We start from the raw sequence: 17,556 nt of genomic DNA, 5'->3' as shown, positions 1-17,556 counted from the left end.
TATAAATCACTGGATAGACTCTTTGGCCACATCTGTCTGACGGTACCAGTTGTAAATCGTCTGAGTATCACGTTTTGGTAAATAGCGATTTTCAACTAATAACTCACTGTTACCACTGCGTAGACGAATTTCTAAATGGACCAGTCCTGTATGGCGCATAAAAACACTCTGCGATATTCGCATTGATTGAATATTTGTCTTAGGCATATAATAGCGCTTTTTACCAAATAAACGACCCACTTGGGCAACCAAAATATGATTTTCAGTCACACCAAGACCATTTGTTTTACCAACATAAGCACCCAGTCCCCACGCAACCGGCAACAAAATCAGTGATAACAAACCATAGGGACGCCACAAAATGCAAGTTGGTATAACCACAATAGCAGCTACTAACAAGCGATTGCGAATCAATGCCCAACGACCATGGGCATTCGCTTGTCGCCATGAAGTAGGTACAACTTCTTTGCTTGGCAACCAATTAATAAAACGGCGGGTCTGATATCGCACATCTTTCGTCTGCACGACTGGCATAATGACCACATCACCACTTTCTTCATTATCTGAGGCGTTCGCCGCCACTAACGCCTGCACAGTTGTTAAATGTAATAAACGTCGTAACCACGATTGGACATACACCACGCTTTGAATTCGATTAAGACGAACGGTCACCCGACTAGTTTGAAAAAAACCTTTTCTTGTCGTCAACTGTGAACCCTGGTGCACAATTGTAAAGTGATAGTAACGCTGGATAATCAACATATAGGCAGCCACGATAGCCAACAAGATTAAGCAAACAACGTCAAAGACAATCACGGTTGCTGTCTGCTGACTAAAACGACTAAATATTTGATTAATATAATGATCTGGTAAAACATCATCTAAGTTGCTATAAATTGCCAGCACCCCAGCTAAAATTGGTACAACACTAAATGAGGTCAGTGCATATAAATTTAAATCACGCCATTTAATTTGATATTGTGCCTGTTGTGTTTCTGCTGATTGCGAAACAGCCGTCTTCGGCGTCGATTCTGAATTATCATTCATTTTTGAATGACTATTCTGTTTTAATCGTTCCAGTTCTCTGACTTCTTTTACCGTAATCACTGGTAAGCTGGCATCAGCTTGATTGTCAACATGTGCCGATGTTTCAATTTTTAAACTAACAAGATGCAGTGGCTTCATAAAGAACCATTGTTTTGTTTGAAAGGTTTGTATTTTTGGATAAGTCAGATGATGTTGTTTTTTATTAAACATGCCACTTTTAATCACAATTTCATTAGTTGTAATTGTGTAAGTCATGGTGGCATAGCGACCAACTATTAAAAATAATCCTAAGCAAATCGCTGCTAAAAGCACCCACCATAAACCATTAATAGCACCTAATAATAGTAATAGCCACCACGTCTTCACTTCCTCAGCTAAAAAAACAATTAGTGCCAAGGGGTGCAGATGTTTTGCCTTAACTGTCATAAACATCCTCCTCTTTGGCTAGGTTCATAATTTGATTTTTTAATTTCGTTGCGGTGGCATGATCAACTCCACCGATTTCATGTACTGCGGCGGCTGTATGAATCTTGACTGATTGTAAATGATTAAATTGCAATAAAGGTCCCGCAGACAAGGTAACATCTTGAATCCTTAAAATTGGCACCGCCGTCGTTTTACGTACGAAAAAGCCCGTTGTAATTTCGACGTCATGGTCTGAAAGCTGATAGCACCAAAATTGATAGCGATAAGGAATCAAGGTAAATTGGATAATTGCCGCCATCATCGCAAGTAAACTCGCCACCCATATCAGCCATGTTGGCCATGAAAAAAAGTAATGACACACTATGATTCCCACCACAATGCCAATATCAATTAAAAGATTAAACCCGGCCTGTAAACGCCAAACCGTTTTGATACGCTTAGGTAATTGTTGCCCCATTTTGTAAATACCTACCCCTTCACATAATAAGTTTAAGCCTAACATAAACGAAATTTGGAAAGCAAACACTATCCACGGGTTTAATGTAACAACATAAAAAACCGCCAATCTAATTAGATTAGCGGTATCGACATTTACATGCCCTATTTTATTAACTTATTACCTTCATAGTTCACTGAATTTTTGCCATCTTTTTTAGCTGCGTATAAATACGAGTCTGCTCTTTCGTAAAGCACTGCAGCACTATTATCATGATGCTGATACTTAGCAACTCCTATCGATATAGATATCTTTACAGACTGCTCACCATTAGTTGTAATATCAATTCGACCAACAGTTGTCTTGAGTTGTTCAATAATTTGCGGTAAATGCGATTCATCAATATGCGTCAACAAAATAGCAAACTCTTCCCCGCCTATTCTGAAAAACGAAGCATCTAATTGTAGATCATATAACTGTAGATTAACCTCTTTCGATAAACGACGCAATGCTGTGTCACCGACTATATGACCAAATTGGTCATTAATTTGTTTAAAATCATCGATATCCAGCATCACAAGATACCAATCATGCTGTCTTTTTTCATACTTATTAAACAGTTGTTGAAACGCAAATTCAAATGCTTTACGGTTACCAATTTGCGTTAAAAAATCTGCATCAATCTCATGGGTCAACGACTCAAGCTGTTTTCTAAAAACTAAGTCCAACGACAAAATAATCGAAATATTAACGATACTAGCAACCATTTGTGCTAGCAGATCATAACCAGAAAATGTTTGATTAAGCGATAAAATACTCCACCACGACATACTATACAAACAAATGATGACAAAAAATCGAACACGCGACCTGATTTTAAAAACATCGTAACTATAAATCAGATGATTTATAAATATAGTTAATAACACACCAAATAACGAAAGAAGTAGCCTACCAAAATCTTGATAATTTGGTACCGCCGGAAAATACACGCTGATATTAAATAACATGACAACAAGCGCCATACAATCCGTTGCATACACAAATAATTTGTCATGTACATGCACAATAAAATAACAGGCAATCGATATCTCAACGCTGTAACCAGTTAATCGACCCCAAATATCAGTCGCATCTGAGTAATTTAAATCAATCATCACAATGGCCACAATTGGTATCACCACTCTTAACCAAATTAACCACCTTTTTAGGACTACCGATCCGTTAACTTTATCGATCCAGGTTCTAATTGAGTAATCGATTGCAACAATCCCCATTATAATTAACAATGAAGTAATTATAATGACTGTTATTTCCATTATATTTTCCATCCCATGCCTCTATTATTCACTATTTCAGAGCATATTATTTATTCATCTCAGCTAAGTAGTTTGCAGTCGATAACGGTTTTATACCATTATTAGTTACCTTATAAATACCCGTACGCACATGTTCATGATAAGTTTTGCTTGTTAATTTTGAAAAAGTTTGATGGTATCTAGGCACAACAACATATTGATACCCCTGAATAATTGACTGAAATTGCTTGGATGAGACATCAAATGCTTCACGCCCGTCCACATGATCACTAAATAAATAATAACGACCCACATAGTTTGCATAAGCATTGTTAACGTCTTGTGCTTTCGCATCAACAAGTAAAATACGTTTGTGGTTAAACGTATTTTGATTAGGCACCATCTGCTGCATCTTTATCGGCAATGCATCGTTCATCTTTTGATTCAAAAAATTAATACCATTAATCTCTGACAACATCAGAACACTTGAAAAGATAAGCAAGAAAAAAGTACTTTCTTGATACACCTGTTTTGTTTGTAAATTGGCAAAACTAGCTGAATTTCGTTGCGCAACAATTGGTTGAAACGATGCTCGGTCAATATCATTTAAAATAATGACACCACTTAATAAAATGCTAAATATGACAGTCGTTGATAAGTAACGATCAATACCAGCCAAATTGATGACTTCAGCATATGGCATTGAAACGACATACATTCCCAGTACACCAATCACATAGATGGCTGTAACTAAATCAGTGATTGCTAACATAAGCAAACTATAACTTCTTTTATGAAGACCAACACGAATCACTAACCAAGTCAGTAATAAGGCAATATTAACTAATAGGATCCCTCGAAAAAATAACGTGTCCGTATTAGTCATGTAACTAATAAATTTTTGAACAATTAGTTTTTGTGTATTTGCAGATTCATGATCAACTTGGCTTTGATAGGCTTGCAAATTTAAAGCATGTTTGGATACTTTCGTAAACACATTAGCGACATGAACACGCCACAGTAACCAACCAATAAAACTTCCAGCAGTCGTCAAGATAATTACTGCGGTCGTTTTAATGACCTCACGCCATTTAGGCGCCTTATTTTTAATCTTTGCCAAATTAGCTATGGCAAAATAAATTAATATCAAGATTGCAAAATACATCGCCGAACTTTTGGTCAATAATAAAAAATTGACAATCAAACTTGTACTAACAATTTGCCAACCACGTTGATTCTGATGAATATAGACAGCACTAACACCTGCTATCGCTAAAATAGCTATCAGACAATCAACTAACAAGTTATTAAATCTAATGGCGATGTTAAAGATATTAATCAGCGTCAACATGAACACCAAGCCTGCCGTTATTAAGGCACGTCGTTGATCGCGAAGTACCCCAAATAAGGCATATAGACCCGCACCAATAATCACAAATTGCCCGACCAGTAGACTGCCTTCATGATAACCTACAATCGTCGATAAATAGGTTAAAAACATCGCTGTAGCTGGTGGATAATCAGTGAACGTCACCAAATTTTGTTGGGCATCTGGCAGTTCACCGACGAAAGTTAAATACTTTACCATGGTTGCCCAATGGGTAAAATTGTCATAATGAATCAACGGGCTTTTCAACAAAGTTAGGCTGATTAAGATACCAAAGATCATAAACCATACATCAAATAGATGTAACTTTATTTGATGTAACTGTCGTTGCTTTAGCCTAACCACGAAAAAAATTATTACCAGCATTAGCCCACTAATGAACGTTAGCCAAATACCTATTCGTAACTGATGGGCTAGTGCGAAAATATAAACAACTAAGCTTTGCACAATAATTGCAAGCAACCATGATAAATATTGACTGCCCTTAAGGAACATCACTAACTGCTGAAATCCTAGTAAAGCTAACGCAAACAGAATTGCTGCCATCATCATTTTTCTTTCATCCTTCTATATGACTGGATATTTCGCCAGCTATTTTTCAAGTGATAACCAACATTAAATAACAGTGCATCATAAATGGTCATCCAAGAATCTTTTTCCCTAGGTAGTAACGTATTTCTACCATTGTAAATAAGATGATATAACTTGTTTTGATTATCTGAGGTAATATAGGTAATCTGTAGCCCATATCTTGTATTGTCATCATATCTCATCCGAATAACCCCACTGAATGTAATCGTTTTGCCAGCATGATAAAGTTCAACAACCACTTCGCGTCCAATTTCCAAACCAATACTTTCAGATTGTCTAAATAACAAACCTTTATCAGATATATCAATTGTGGTTATCGGTATATTTGTCTCGTCATTGACTTGTATAGACCCTTTAACTGATCGGGCAAAACGCTCTGATTGACGATTGATCTGGCGACCCCATGCGATATACAAACTAAATGTTAAATTAATCAAATGGGTAAGCAGCCAAAAACTGATAATCGCCCCATACATAATTTCAGAGCCCCATTTACCGTAATTAAATGAAATTAGTGCCCAAACATCAAGCAACCACAGTGCTAAATACGGGATACCATAAAGGATTGCCTGTGTTGATTGTCCATTATTTTTATTGGTCACCTTAAACTTCTTCTGCTTAATCCCCAGGGTCTCCAAAAGAACAGGCAGCCAAAGATATGGTGCAAAAAAGGTTTCATGTATTTCACCCCACCGCTCACCACGTATGTTAGTATAACTTTTCCCTAACACATAATGTAGTAACAGATATCCTGGCGCCCATAGTATAAGTAATAGCCAAAAATTAACATCGACTAATTTAATATGCCAAAGAGCAAATAAGATGGGTGCCAAGATAAACAACATTCTTCTTGCAAAAGACCACCAATATAGATACACATTGATCAAAATCAAACGGTTCACCCATGGTAATTGACGGTTAGTCAATATGTGTAAATTCCGAGCACTTTGGATAACACCCCGTGCCCAGCGAACACGTTGTTTAACAACACTCTTGATGGCCATTGGTGTCATCCCACTTGATTCTGGTTCACTCGTTGCCAAGCTGATGTAGCCAGCTAAATTAATGCGCACGCCTAGTTCAAAATCTTCGGTCAATGTCTTTTCAGGAAAACCACCAACTGCATCAATCGCTTCTCTGGCAAACACGGCATTGGATCCGGTAAAAATTGCTGCCCCATTTGAGCCATTTAGGATATTGATATCCCGTGAAAAGAAGTCCTGTTCATTGGTCGCTGTTTTTTCTGAAAACAAATTATACTGAAAAATATCAGCATTATAAAAGCTTTGAGGTGTTTGTAAAAAGCCCAAGGATTTCACTTGATTATCTTGCTCTTGCATCAGTTTATTTTGAATAAAATAAGGCACCGAATGTAGCAAAAAAGTTTGAAAGGGAATCATATCTGCATCAAACACCACCAATAACGGTGCCTGAATAAATTTTAAAGCGTGATTAATATTACCTGCTTTTGCCGCCTGATTACCTTCAGGCATATCAATATACATTACCTGATATTCTTCAGCCAATAACTTCACTGATGGTCGATTACCATCATCAGCAATCACAATATTAACTTTTTGATGATGGCCGGGCGTCATATTCACCGCGGCATTGATTGTCTTTCGCAATAATTCAATATCTTCTTCATGTGTCACAATAATGACATCTATATCCGGCCAGACAATCTCAGGAGCAATATCAGGTAAATCTAGTTGTTGATTCTTATTTTTATCAAAGTTCACACGGAAATAAATAATAATAAACGCAGTCATATTAGACAATATTTCACTTAGCAAGAGTAATATAGCAACGACAAATGAACCAAGGTGATCATGCGATGGCAACGTGAAAAAGGTTCGCCAAATCAGGTAAATAACCGTTAATATAACCGCTAATCCATATAATACTTTTTGATGAAGTTTAAGCTGCATTAGTATCCTTGGCCTCCCGAAATACGAATCTTTTTTGAATTTGATAGCTAATCAAAAACAGGCCAAGATCAACCATTATCTTAATGCAACTAATCCAAAAAGTTGCCTGGTTTAACGCTGTTAGATAACTAAAAATTGTCGTTAATAAACCAGAGGCGACCAATTGGCAAAGAAATAATCCGCTATATTTCCAAAGAGCTTGCCGAGTTTGGGTACTAAAAACAAACTGTTTATTCATGACATAATTAAACAGTCCTGAAATGACGCGTGAAATAAGCGTTGCCCATATAATAAAATCATGAGTATATGTCATCATAAAATGTACCAACACATAGAAACTAACAATATCAATGACAAACGAACTGACACCACTAAACGCAAACTTAAAAAAGCGACTGTAAATAGCTAATGAATCATGGATAACCCTAAAATGCGACGTCGCATTATTATCCAAATACACCGTTTGAATGGGAACTTCTACAAGTTCAATCCCCGCCTTTTTAGTCGCCAATAACATATCAAATTCGAATTCATAATGGTTAGTCGGGAATGAGATTAATAATTTTACATAATTGATTGGAATAATTCGGAGTCCAGTTTGTGTGTCTTGTACTCGGATACCAGTCAATACCTTCACTAATTGATTGGTTACCAGATTACCCAATCTACTTCTTAAAGGTACTGCTTCGTCAAAAGTACGGCCACCAATAATCAATGCTTCAGGATGTTTTATAAAATTATCTTCTAAGTTTCGAAGATCACTCACTTTATGTTGCCCATCCGCATCAATTGTTGCAACACCGTTAATATATTGATAGTGTTGCAAAAAATATTGGAAACCGGTTTTTAATGCTTGCCCCTTCACTTGATTACTATCGTGGTGTAGGACAACAATACTTTGACCATACTTGGTCGTAATTTGTTCAAAAATGTCTTGATTTAGTGATCCATCATCAACAATAACAATCTTTTGATTAAATTTTGTTTGTTGGTGTATGTCATCTAATAAATAAATCAATTTGTCATCAGGGTTAAAAGCAGGTATAAGTATACCAATGTTATAAAATTGATGTAATGTCATTTTATAATTCTCATATCTCTCTATATATTATCTGGTAAAGTAATTTTACTGATATGATTTTTGAAAGTCAAAACATATACCAATTTATATTCGTAAGCATTTCTTTAGAAAATAGACCATTTTTTTGATAGCTAAAAAAATAATGATACACTAAAATATCCCGTAACTTGATATGCTATCAGCACAACAGTTACGGGATGTTTTTTTAGAAAAAATATTTTTACTAACGAAAAAAAGCGGTTAAGGCAAGATAATGTCCAACCACTTTTACTTAAAATTTATTAATTATTTGTCAATATGGGTACGTTGGTAATCAGCAATTGCCTTGTACTCTGTTTGTAATTGACGAGATAGACGAATGAAAATTGGTGTCAATTCACGATAAGCCTCATAGTTATCTGGATTTGGTTGGTAAGTGTTTGCTTCACCAATCATATCACCAATAACTTCTAGGTTATCAACCAATCCCAAAGCCTTTTGTGCCATCACAGTTGCTGCTAAGGCACCTGATTCAAAGGCCTTTGGCACAGTGACTGGTTGCTCAAAGATATCCGCAGCCATTTGACGCCACAATGGTGAACGAGCAAAACCACCAGTTGCTTGGATAGCAGATAAGTCACCAACAACCTCTTCAAGTGCTAGCGATACCATGTAGATATTAAAGATAATACCCTCAAGGACAGCGCGTACCATGTGAGCACGCGTATGGTTGTGTGTCAAACCAAAGAATGAACCACGCGCATTAGCATCCCAAATTGGGGCACGTTCGCCACCTAAGTATGGGTGGAACAACAACCCGTCAGCACCAGCTGGAATCTTTGAGGCGATTTCAGTTAAGAGATCGTATGAATCAACCCCTAATAATTCAGCCGTTGACTTTTCTGAATCGAACATGTTGTCACGTGCCCAACGGAAGACATCACCACCGTTATTAACAGGTCCACCAACAACCCAGTGGTCCTTGTCCAAGGCGTATGTAAATGTACGTCCCTTTGGATCGATCTTTGGTGCATCTGTAACGACACGGATAGCTCCTGATGTACCAATCGTAACGGCTGCAACACCTGGTTGAATAGCGTTAACACCAAGGTTTGATAATGGACCATCCCCTGCACCATAAATAAATGGCGTATCGACATCCAAGCCCATTTCAGCAGCATATTGTGGATTCATGCCCTTTTCAATAGTGTATGGATCCACAGGTTCTGGTAATTGATCCTTAGCAACACCAGTAACTGATAATGCTTGTTCATCCCAATCTAAATTAAAGATATTAAACAAACCAGTTCCTGATGCAATTGAGTAGTCCATCTTGTTAGCGCCAAATAGACGGTTAAACAAGTATTCTTTAATACCCAAATAATGAGCTGCCTTGTTGTAAATATCAGTTTGCTCATTCTTTAACCAAAGAAGTTTTGACAAAGGAGCCATTGGGTGAATTGGTGTTCCAGTCTTACTATAAATCTCTTGACCAACACCACTTGACTTTAATTGCTCTGTGTACTTAACAGCACGTGCATCTGCCCACGTAATCACACGAGTCAAAGGCTTCCAGTCAGCATCAAAGGCAATCAATGAGTGCATTGCTGAACTAAATGAAACACCCAAAATTTTACCATCCTTGGCAGTACGAGTTACTTGTGCCATCGCATCAGTAAACGCTTCCCAAATTTCATCTAGATCTTCTTCAGCCATATCGGGTGCATCACGGTATAACTTGTAACCTTTATTAGCACTTGCAATAACATGTCCCTTAGTATCGAATAGGACAACTTTTGTTGATGTGGTTCCTAAGTCAACTCCAATTAGGTAATCCATTATTAAAACCTCTCAAATCTAATTTTGCTTTATCACTTACTATAATTTTATGTAAAAAGCTTACATTTTGCAAACGAATTCACGAAAATTTTTTTCTACCTTGTTTCATCTGCGAGATGCTCTTCACTTGGTCGATAAACGCTGCGATTATCTAAGGCCCATTGGCGAGGTGAAAATTCACCAGGTTGGGTTTCAGCCACAGCGTTATCAAAGCTTTGCATACCAGCATCTAGTTCATCTAACTGGTGTAGCACATTCGCTTCTTTGATCATCGGACGTACAGGTGAGCCATATTCCAATAAACCATGATGTGCCAAAACTGTATGCCGCAAAACAAGCATGTCTTCACTCTTTAAATCAATCTGTAACTCCGTGGCTGCTAAAACAATCTCTTCATCAACTAGCACAATATGACCAATCAAATTACCAGCAGTTGTATATTGCGTCGCAACTGGTCCAGAAAGTTCAATAACCTTCCCAATATCATGCAATAAAGCCCCCGCATATAATAGACTAGCATTTAAATTACCATATTGCTTAACAACAGCTTGTGCTAAATGCACAATCGACAAACTATGGTACGCTAACCCACCTGCAAAGGCATGATGATTACTTTTAGCAGCTGGAAACTGCAGAAACGCCTCACGGTACTTGCCAAGAATGTGTCGTACGATGCGTTGCCAATTGGCATTAGTAATCTGAAAAATAATTGCTGATACTTCTTCGGCCATATCTTGTTTTTTCATAGGTGCAGCAGCCACAAAATCTGCTGTATCCTGTGGTTCACCAATTTTACTTGGTCGAATCGACAACACCTTTAATTGTGGTTTATCCTGATACGCTTGGCGTACCGCCTGAATATAGACTACCATGCCGGCAGCTAATTTGCCGACTTCTGCTTCGGTAGCATCCCATTTCATCCCCTTGATATCCATGGAACGGTCAGCTAATTGTAAAGCTAAATAACGCTTTCCCTGTTGTGTTACCCGGGCATCAACTTCTTTAAGTAATGCAAAGGTTTCAACTCGTTCATCTAATTGATAGTCCTTTAATGCTTTTGTCAAAACAACCTCCTATTGTTGATGCGTCAATTCTAAGACCTGTTCTCCTGGTGTCTTTTGCGCCGTAAAGTAAAAAATTTGTTGTTCAGATGATGCCAGATCTTTCAATACGTTCAACATGGTTTGCCGTCGTTGATTGTCAAAGTCAACAAAGGCATCATCAATCAACAGCGGTAACTGCAAAGCAGCGGCTACAGTTTTAACAAAGGCTAACCGCAATGCCACATACAATTGTTCAGCCGTTCCTTTTGATAACTGATTCACCCCTAGAATCTTCCCATCATCACGAACCACCTTGAGCAACGTCTTCGTTTGCTGAATCGTTTGATAATGATTATCGGTCAACTGGCTTAAAATAACCCCTGCCTGCGTCAAAAGATTTGGCAACCGATCAGCAATGGCCGCATTCAATGCCTGCCTAATCCACTCACTACCTAGCCGATCAACAAAATACTGAGTCAATTGTTGATTAACAACGGCTACTTGGTTAGCCACCACCTGTTGCTGATGCTCGATTGTATTATCAGTTTGTAGATTTTGTAATTGTACATTGATTTCAGCCAACTTTTGATTCAACTGATTTTTCTCATCCTGAATACGCTTTAAAATGTGTTGCTGCTCGTCCGCTTCTGACTGATCATCTGGCTTAACAACAGTTTGCGCAGCTAACTCATGCAAGTCAGCATCTTTTAGTTGTTCTTCAAGCACATTTGCTTCACGCTGCAAATCATTAATATGACGTTGTGCATCACGCCGTTGCCGCAACATGGCAGCATCTTTCACACCTAGTTCTTGATACAAGTCTTGCAAAGTTTGTTGTAGATTAGCGCGTTGTAACTGTTGTTGTCCCATGGTTTCTTGCTTAATATGGATATCAGCAAGACGCTTGCGGTATTCGTCAACAGTTAAGCCTTCACCTAACCAATTTAAAGTCGCTCGTACTTTGACCAACTCTGGCATCATCGCCTGTTGATCATGAATAATTTGATTATTAGACGACATCATATCATTAATATGCTGGATATCCGCCTGGACAGCAAAAATATCGTTGGCTGACATTTGTTGATAGGCAGCTGGTAAATCTTGTGACCCATTCAGTGTTGTTTTTGTTTGTTCTGGTCGGCGACTACCCCACCAACTAATGACTAAGACAAGCACCGCTAACAGCATACCGATCATCCAATGACCCGCCAGCAAAGCACCAATAATAACCACAACACAAATTATTGCCGCTACTATCAACCAGCGATAATCAGAATTTGCTTGCGTCGTTTCTCTTTGACCACCCAAACGAGCTTTTTGTTGCTCTGTTAATAATGGTGGTATCTGTGTCCAATGATATTTTTCCAATAATTCATTTTGAGCCTGGACAGATTTGACTTGTTGTTCAGCCAAAGTTTGTTGCTGCTTTTCTAATTTTTCTAATTGCCGTAAAGCAACGGTCGCTGATTCAACTTGTTGCTTCGTAACCGCTGTCGTTACCATCACTTCATCTAATGCGGCTAATTGTTGCCGGACACGGTCAGCTTTGTCAGCAACCGTTAAATCCAACGATTTACCAGTCGCTTTGACTTGTTGCTTAATCTGCTGCCAACGTCGATACACCGGTACTAAGTGAACCTGTGCTTGTTGGTGACTCATCTGACCTTGGATCTGCTCTTGCCGTTGCTGTAAACTCGTTACCCGCTGACTTAGATGTTGCGCCTCTGCTTGTAACTTATCTAAAGATGGCTGTTGGCGAATCTTATTTTGTAACTGTTGGCGTTGTGTCTTTAAATTTGCCAAAGCTTGGTTGAGCTCACGATGCGCTGTTTTAGTGCTACCAAATTTTGCCGTTGCTGTTTTTTCCCAGCGATTCGCAACTTCTAACCAATTCTGAGCTCCTGGTGTTGCTAACGTCCGCAAGTATGATGCAAAGTCGTCTGGCTTTAGTGAAAAGATATTCATTAAAGCTGCTTGGTCAAAACTAAAAATTGCCAAATATAAGTCACGGTCAACTGGTCCCAATAACTTGGTCAGCATTGCTTCCGGATCAGCAAATTGTTGCCCCGTTGCGACGGCTGTTAAAGTCGTTGCTGTTTGTGTTCTGCCTAAACGCTCCAGCTCGTAAAGTTGACCATCAACTTCAAATTGCATACTACCACCATATGGGCCTTTATTTAATGGCTCATAAGTGTTGATTTTACGACCTTTAGCTTGTGGAAAGCCAAATAACATATCAAATAAAAATTGATGTAAAGTCGTCTTACCGGCTTCATTTAATCCCTGCACAATTTGTAATCCCTGCACAAAATCAAATGTTTGTTCATTAAACTGACCAAAGCCCACAATATGCACTTTTTTAATCCACATGATATTCATCCCCCATCTGTGCCAAGTGCAATTGTGTTTGAACTGCTGTATGTAGCTCCTGCAATGTCTGTTCATTTAAAAAATGATCTAAAACAGCGACATCCGTCACCTGTTTTAGGCCTAGTTTTTGTAATTGCTCTCGGGTAAATACATCAGCCACGGTTTCTGACCAATAGGTCTCATCAACAGCTGGTAACGGCATCTGCTGGTCTTGCGTTTGTGCCTGAATATCGTAGATAAAGAACATATCAGTAGGCTGAGCTGCTGCCACAAATTGTGCCAATAATTGTTGGTTCACAATGGCTGACAGGACATTGGGGTCTTCAGTAATCAACTCTAACGTAATTAATTCAAACTCATCCTTGGCCGCAAATTGCTCGCGTACATATTGAACAACCGTACTCAAGTCACGATTTGTCCGTAAGTTTGCCGTCACCCAAGTAATTGGCGCCACCGGAGTAAATGTCGGTACTAGTTCATCACCGTCACTTTCTACCATATAATAACCTTTGGCATTAGTTTCAGTTTTATCCAATCCCTGAATACTACCCGAATAACCAATAAATGGCTTAGCTTGCAATGTCTCTCGCACATGAATATGACCTAATGCCCAGTAATCATAATGTTTGTCTTGCAATGCTTGCAAATTAAACGGGGCATAATTTCCTGAACCGACTTCACCCACCGCACCATGATAAACACCAATATGCCAATCAGCTTGATTAGCTTTCATTGGGAATTGGGCCACTTGGTCAGTCGTAATATGCCGTTGTGTATATGAAAATCCTGAAATTGCTACTGTCTCATGATTTTGGGTCTGTAAATCATACGTAGTCACCGCTTCTGGAAACAGGGTTACATTCTTTGGAAATGTTGGTAACCGTTGCCAATCAACAACATAATCATGGTTACCAAACCCGATATATACCGGAATGTTGGCCGTTGCTAATCTTTCTAATTCTTTGACTAAATCTAATTGTGCGCGCGCATCGGGCGTGGTTGAATCAAATAAGTCACCTGCTAATACCACAAAATCCACTGCAGCAGTAATGGCATCATCCACCAAGCGATGGACGGCAGTTTCGGTTGCAGATTGTAACTTGTCAGTCAACCAATCTGGTGTCACGGATAAACCACCAAATGGATTACCCAGGTGTAAATCGCCTGCATGAATAAATTTCATTTTCCAGCCCCTTTTTGTTTTTAATTTCATTATATGGGAGTTTGACGACAAAAAAAAGAGAACGTTCTAAAAGACGTTAATACAGCAAAACAGGGTGGAACAAAATCACATGTTCCACCCTGTTTATCAATATGATGTTGGGACAAAAGTAAATGTCTCAACATTTGTTTGCTAAAAACAAATTAATTTATACGCTTATAAATTTTATAGCTTAAACGCGTTCTAAAAGTCTGAAGCCTCAATGTAACACAATTTACGACATTCCTGTCCTTCGCTTTGCTCCGGGTAAAATATCGCAAATCACGTTACACACCGGCTTCAAAACGACTTTTATCTCGCTCTCATCTCTATTATTTAATCTTGACCGTATAATTCGGCAATTGGCTTGGTAATGATATCGTTGATTTCCATCAACAATTGGTTCAATCCTTTTTCAGCTTCAAGCATCTTCTTTAGAGAATCATATTGCTCCATCTCGTTAGCAATTTCTTGCCAAGCTTTGATTTGATCCTCCGCTGGTTCATTACCTGATTGCACTGCTTGATTGATTTGTGTTTGTGCTTGTTGGAAACGAGCAAAGATAGCCTTAGCTTCTGGCTCAGCTTCGACAGCATCAATGGCATCACGTAATGTCTTATATTGCGCTGTTTCGCGTAAAGTAGTTGCAACTGCGTTAACGTCATCGTAAATATTTATCATAAGTATTTATTCCCCATCTCTTTTAGTTATTCCATTATCTCATATTTTATAGTTATTGTGGTAATAATGATTGAATTCCCGACCAAGCTTTTTGGGCACCACCTTTGACATTACTCCAGGCACTAGAAGCACCATTCTTAATATCATCACCAATACCGGAAATGTTATTAGAAATACCATTCTTCTTATTTGAAGCCCCATTTTCAGTGGCTGACATCTTCGCGCGAACACTTTTGACACCAAAGTTCGTTTGTTTTGTATTTGGCAAAACTTGTTCAAGTGCCGTTTTCATTAACGGACCAGATGTTTGCGACAAATAGGCAGATATCGTATGGTCAGCATCCGTTTCATCATATCCTGTCCATGTCGTCACAACAACATCTGGCGTATAGGCGATTGCCCATGAGTCAGTGGCATTATCACTCGTTGAATTAGTTCCTGAAACTTCAGTTGTTCCTGTTTTACCAGCCACATCATAACCACTCGGATCAGCAGCGGTTCCAGTACCATGCGTATAAACACCCATCATCATTGAAGTCATCTCATTAGCCACCCGCTTTGACCATAGACGCGTATGCTTTTCTTTGGCTTGGGCAATCGTCTTACCAGAAGTATCGACAATTTTAGTAATGAAATGGCTATCACTCATTTGACCCCCATTAGCAAAACTCGTATATGCTTGAGTCAACTCTAATGGTGTGACACCTTTTTTCATACCACCAATTGCTAATGACAAGTTCTTATCAGATTTGGCCAATGGTAAGCCAGCCTTAGTAGCTGCGTTATACCCAGCATTCACACCGATTTGATCAAGCAGCCAAACGGCCGGAATATTGTAAGAATTCTCCAAGGCTTGATACATTGGGATTTTTTCACTGGTATAATCACCATAATTTGAAGGTGAATAACCATTGGTACCAAAGCTCATCTTACTATTCTTCAGGTCAGAATCATATGAGAAACCACGTGACAATGATGGCGCATAATCCGCAATTGGTTTAATCGTCGATCCTGGTGAACGATGAGACTGGGTAGCACGATTGAATCCTCTAAAGACGTGTTCACCACGACCACCAACAACGGCACGGACACCACCAGTTTTCGCATCCATTACCACTGAAGCCGCCTGCGACCCATCACCAATTGGATTTAAGCTCTCATCGTCATAATCATTTTGCAAATTCGTTTGATCTTTTTGGTCCAAAGTTGTGTAAATCTTATACCCATTATTCAAAATGTCTTGTTCCTTCAAATCATACTTATTCATTGCTTCATTAATGACGGAATCAAAATAATAAGGATAATTATAATTTGAATTATCAACTTCATGATCGGTAGCGCCTAAGGCAAATTTTGCATTATAGTCTGCTTGCGCTTGCGTCAAATATTTCGTTGACACCATATTTTGAATGACTTGATCACGCCGCTGCTTAGCCGCATCTTCATATGTCAATGGATCATAGCCATTGGGAGATTGTAGCATCCCAATGAGCATCGCACTTTCCGACACCGACAAATCAGCTGCACTCACACCAAAATACTTTTTAGCCGCATCCTGAATACCCCAAACACCATGACCAAAGTAAGCATTGTTTAGATACATTGCCAAGATTTCATGTTTAGAATATTCTTTTTCAACTTGGACTGATAAAAATAATTCACGTGCTTTACGAATAACAGTCTGGTCCTGACTTAGGAAGGCATTTTTTACCAACTGTTGCGTTAAAGTTGACCCTCCAACCGACACATTGCTACCGCGAATTCGGTACCAGATGGTAGTCAATACCCCACGTGTCATTCCACGGACAGAAAAACCATGTTCCTTATAGAAATTACGATCCTCAGTAGCGATAACGGCATTTACCGCATGTGGAGAAATCTCACTAAACTTGACATACGTTCCCTTCTGTCCTGACAGACTACCTGCCTTGTTACCAGAAACATCATAGATTTCAGTGGTTGATTGGAGGCGCTTTTTCAAATCAGACACATCCGTCGTCTTAGCTTCAAAGGTTCCTAGCACACTGATAACTAAAATCAGCGACAGGAATAACGCGATCAGCCAGCGATTGATTTGAAATCTATGCCAAAAAGGGCCAAAAGTTTTTCGCAACCACGCATAGAATGGCTGAAAAAATCGTTGGTGAAACCGAATTAACGGACCAAAAAATTTACGTAACCAATTAGTCACTGGCATCATTTTTTGATGAAACCAATTTTTTAATCCTTTAATATAATCTTTCATA

The 17,556-nt window shown here is 38.7% G+C and carries 12 protein-coding genes; all 12 read right to left on the bottom strand.

Features of this window, described 5'->3' with window-relative positions; all coding sequences use genetic code 11:
- Nucleotides 1-6: 6 nt before the first annotated feature.
- Nucleotides 7-1,473 carry a PH domain-containing protein gene (locus NGR58_RS00195; protein WP_258087742.1) on the bottom strand — a complete coding sequence of 489 codons (1,467 nt, stop codon included), beginning with the start codon at nt 1,471-1,473 and terminating at the stop codon, nt 7-9.
- A complete protein-coding gene (locus NGR58_RS00190) occupies nt 1,463-1,930 on the bottom strand; it encodes a PH domain-containing protein (protein ID WP_258087741.1) in 468 nt (155 codons plus the stop codon). The genes NGR58_RS00195 and NGR58_RS00190 overlap by 11 nt, the downstream gene beginning before the upstream one ends.
- Before the next feature lie 143 nt (nt 1,931-2,073).
- Nucleotides 2,074-3,240, bottom strand: coding sequence for a GGDEF domain-containing protein (locus tag NGR58_RS00185; RefSeq protein ID WP_258087740.1), 1,167 nt, complete (start codon nt 3,238-3,240; stop codon nt 2,074-2,076).
- Nucleotides 3,241-3,274: 34 nt separating this feature from the next.
- Nucleotides 3,275-5,146: an ABC transporter permease gene (locus NGR58_RS00180; RefSeq protein WP_258087739.1), complete on the bottom strand. Its 1,872-nt coding sequence runs from the start codon at nt 5,144-5,146 to the stop codon at nt 3,275-3,277.
- The gene (locus tag NGR58_RS00175; protein ID WP_258087738.1) at nt 5,143-7,116 is read right to left on the bottom strand and encodes a glycosyltransferase family 2 protein; all 1,974 of its coding nucleotides are present in this window, start codon (nt 7,114-7,116) and stop codon (nt 5,143-5,145) included. Before NGR58_RS00175 ends, NGR58_RS00180 begins: the two co-directional genes overlap by 4 nt.
- On the bottom strand, nt 7,106-8,197 hold the full coding sequence (locus NGR58_RS00170) for a bifunctional glycosyltransferase family 2/GtrA family protein (protein WP_258087737.1): 1,092 nt from the start codon (nt 8,195-8,197) through the stop codon (nt 7,106-7,108). The genes NGR58_RS00175 and NGR58_RS00170 overlap by 11 nt, the downstream gene beginning before the upstream one ends.
- A 285-nt stretch (nt 8,198-8,482) precedes the next feature.
- A complete protein-coding gene (gntK, locus tag NGR58_RS00165; protein ID WP_258087736.1) occupies nt 8,483-10,015 on the bottom strand; it encodes a gluconokinase in 1,533 nt (510 codons plus the stop codon).
- A 95-nt stretch (nt 10,016-10,110) separates the two neighbouring features.
- On the bottom strand, nt 10,111-11,079 hold the full coding sequence (locus NGR58_RS00160; protein ID WP_258087735.1) for a 3'-5' exoribonuclease YhaM family protein: 969 nt from the start codon (nt 11,077-11,079) through the stop codon (nt 10,111-10,113).
- 9 nt (nt 11,080-11,088) lie between these two features.
- Nucleotides 11,089-13,428, bottom strand: a complete 2,340-nt coding sequence (locus NGR58_RS00155) for an ATP-binding protein (RefSeq protein ID WP_258087734.1) — start codon at nt 13,426-13,428, stop codon at nt 11,089-11,091.
- Nucleotides 13,418-14,611, bottom strand: a complete 1,194-nt coding sequence (locus tag NGR58_RS00150; RefSeq protein ID WP_258087733.1) for a metallophosphoesterase family protein — start codon at nt 14,609-14,611, stop codon at nt 13,418-13,420. Before NGR58_RS00150 ends, NGR58_RS00155 begins: the two co-directional genes overlap by 11 nt.
- A 354-nt stretch (nt 14,612-14,965) precedes the next feature.
- Nucleotides 14,966-15,310 carry a YlbF family regulator gene (locus NGR58_RS00145; protein ID WP_075269381.1) on the bottom strand — a complete coding sequence of 115 codons (345 nt, stop codon included), beginning with the start codon at nt 15,308-15,310 and terminating at the stop codon, nt 14,966-14,968.
- Between the two features lie 52 nt (nt 15,311-15,362).
- Entirely contained in the window at nt 15,363-17,555 is a 2,193-nt protein-coding gene (locus NGR58_RS00140; protein WP_258087732.1) for a transglycosylase domain-containing protein, read from the bottom strand.
- Nucleotide 17,556 lies beyond the last annotated feature (1 nt).

This window comes from Weissella fangxianensis (assembly GCF_024718545.1).
In the GTDB taxonomy this organism is placed as follows: domain Bacteria; phylum Bacillota; class Bacilli; order Lactobacillales; family Lactobacillaceae; genus Weissella; species Weissella fangxianensis.
This window is presented reverse-complemented; position numbering and strand designations above follow the sequence as displayed.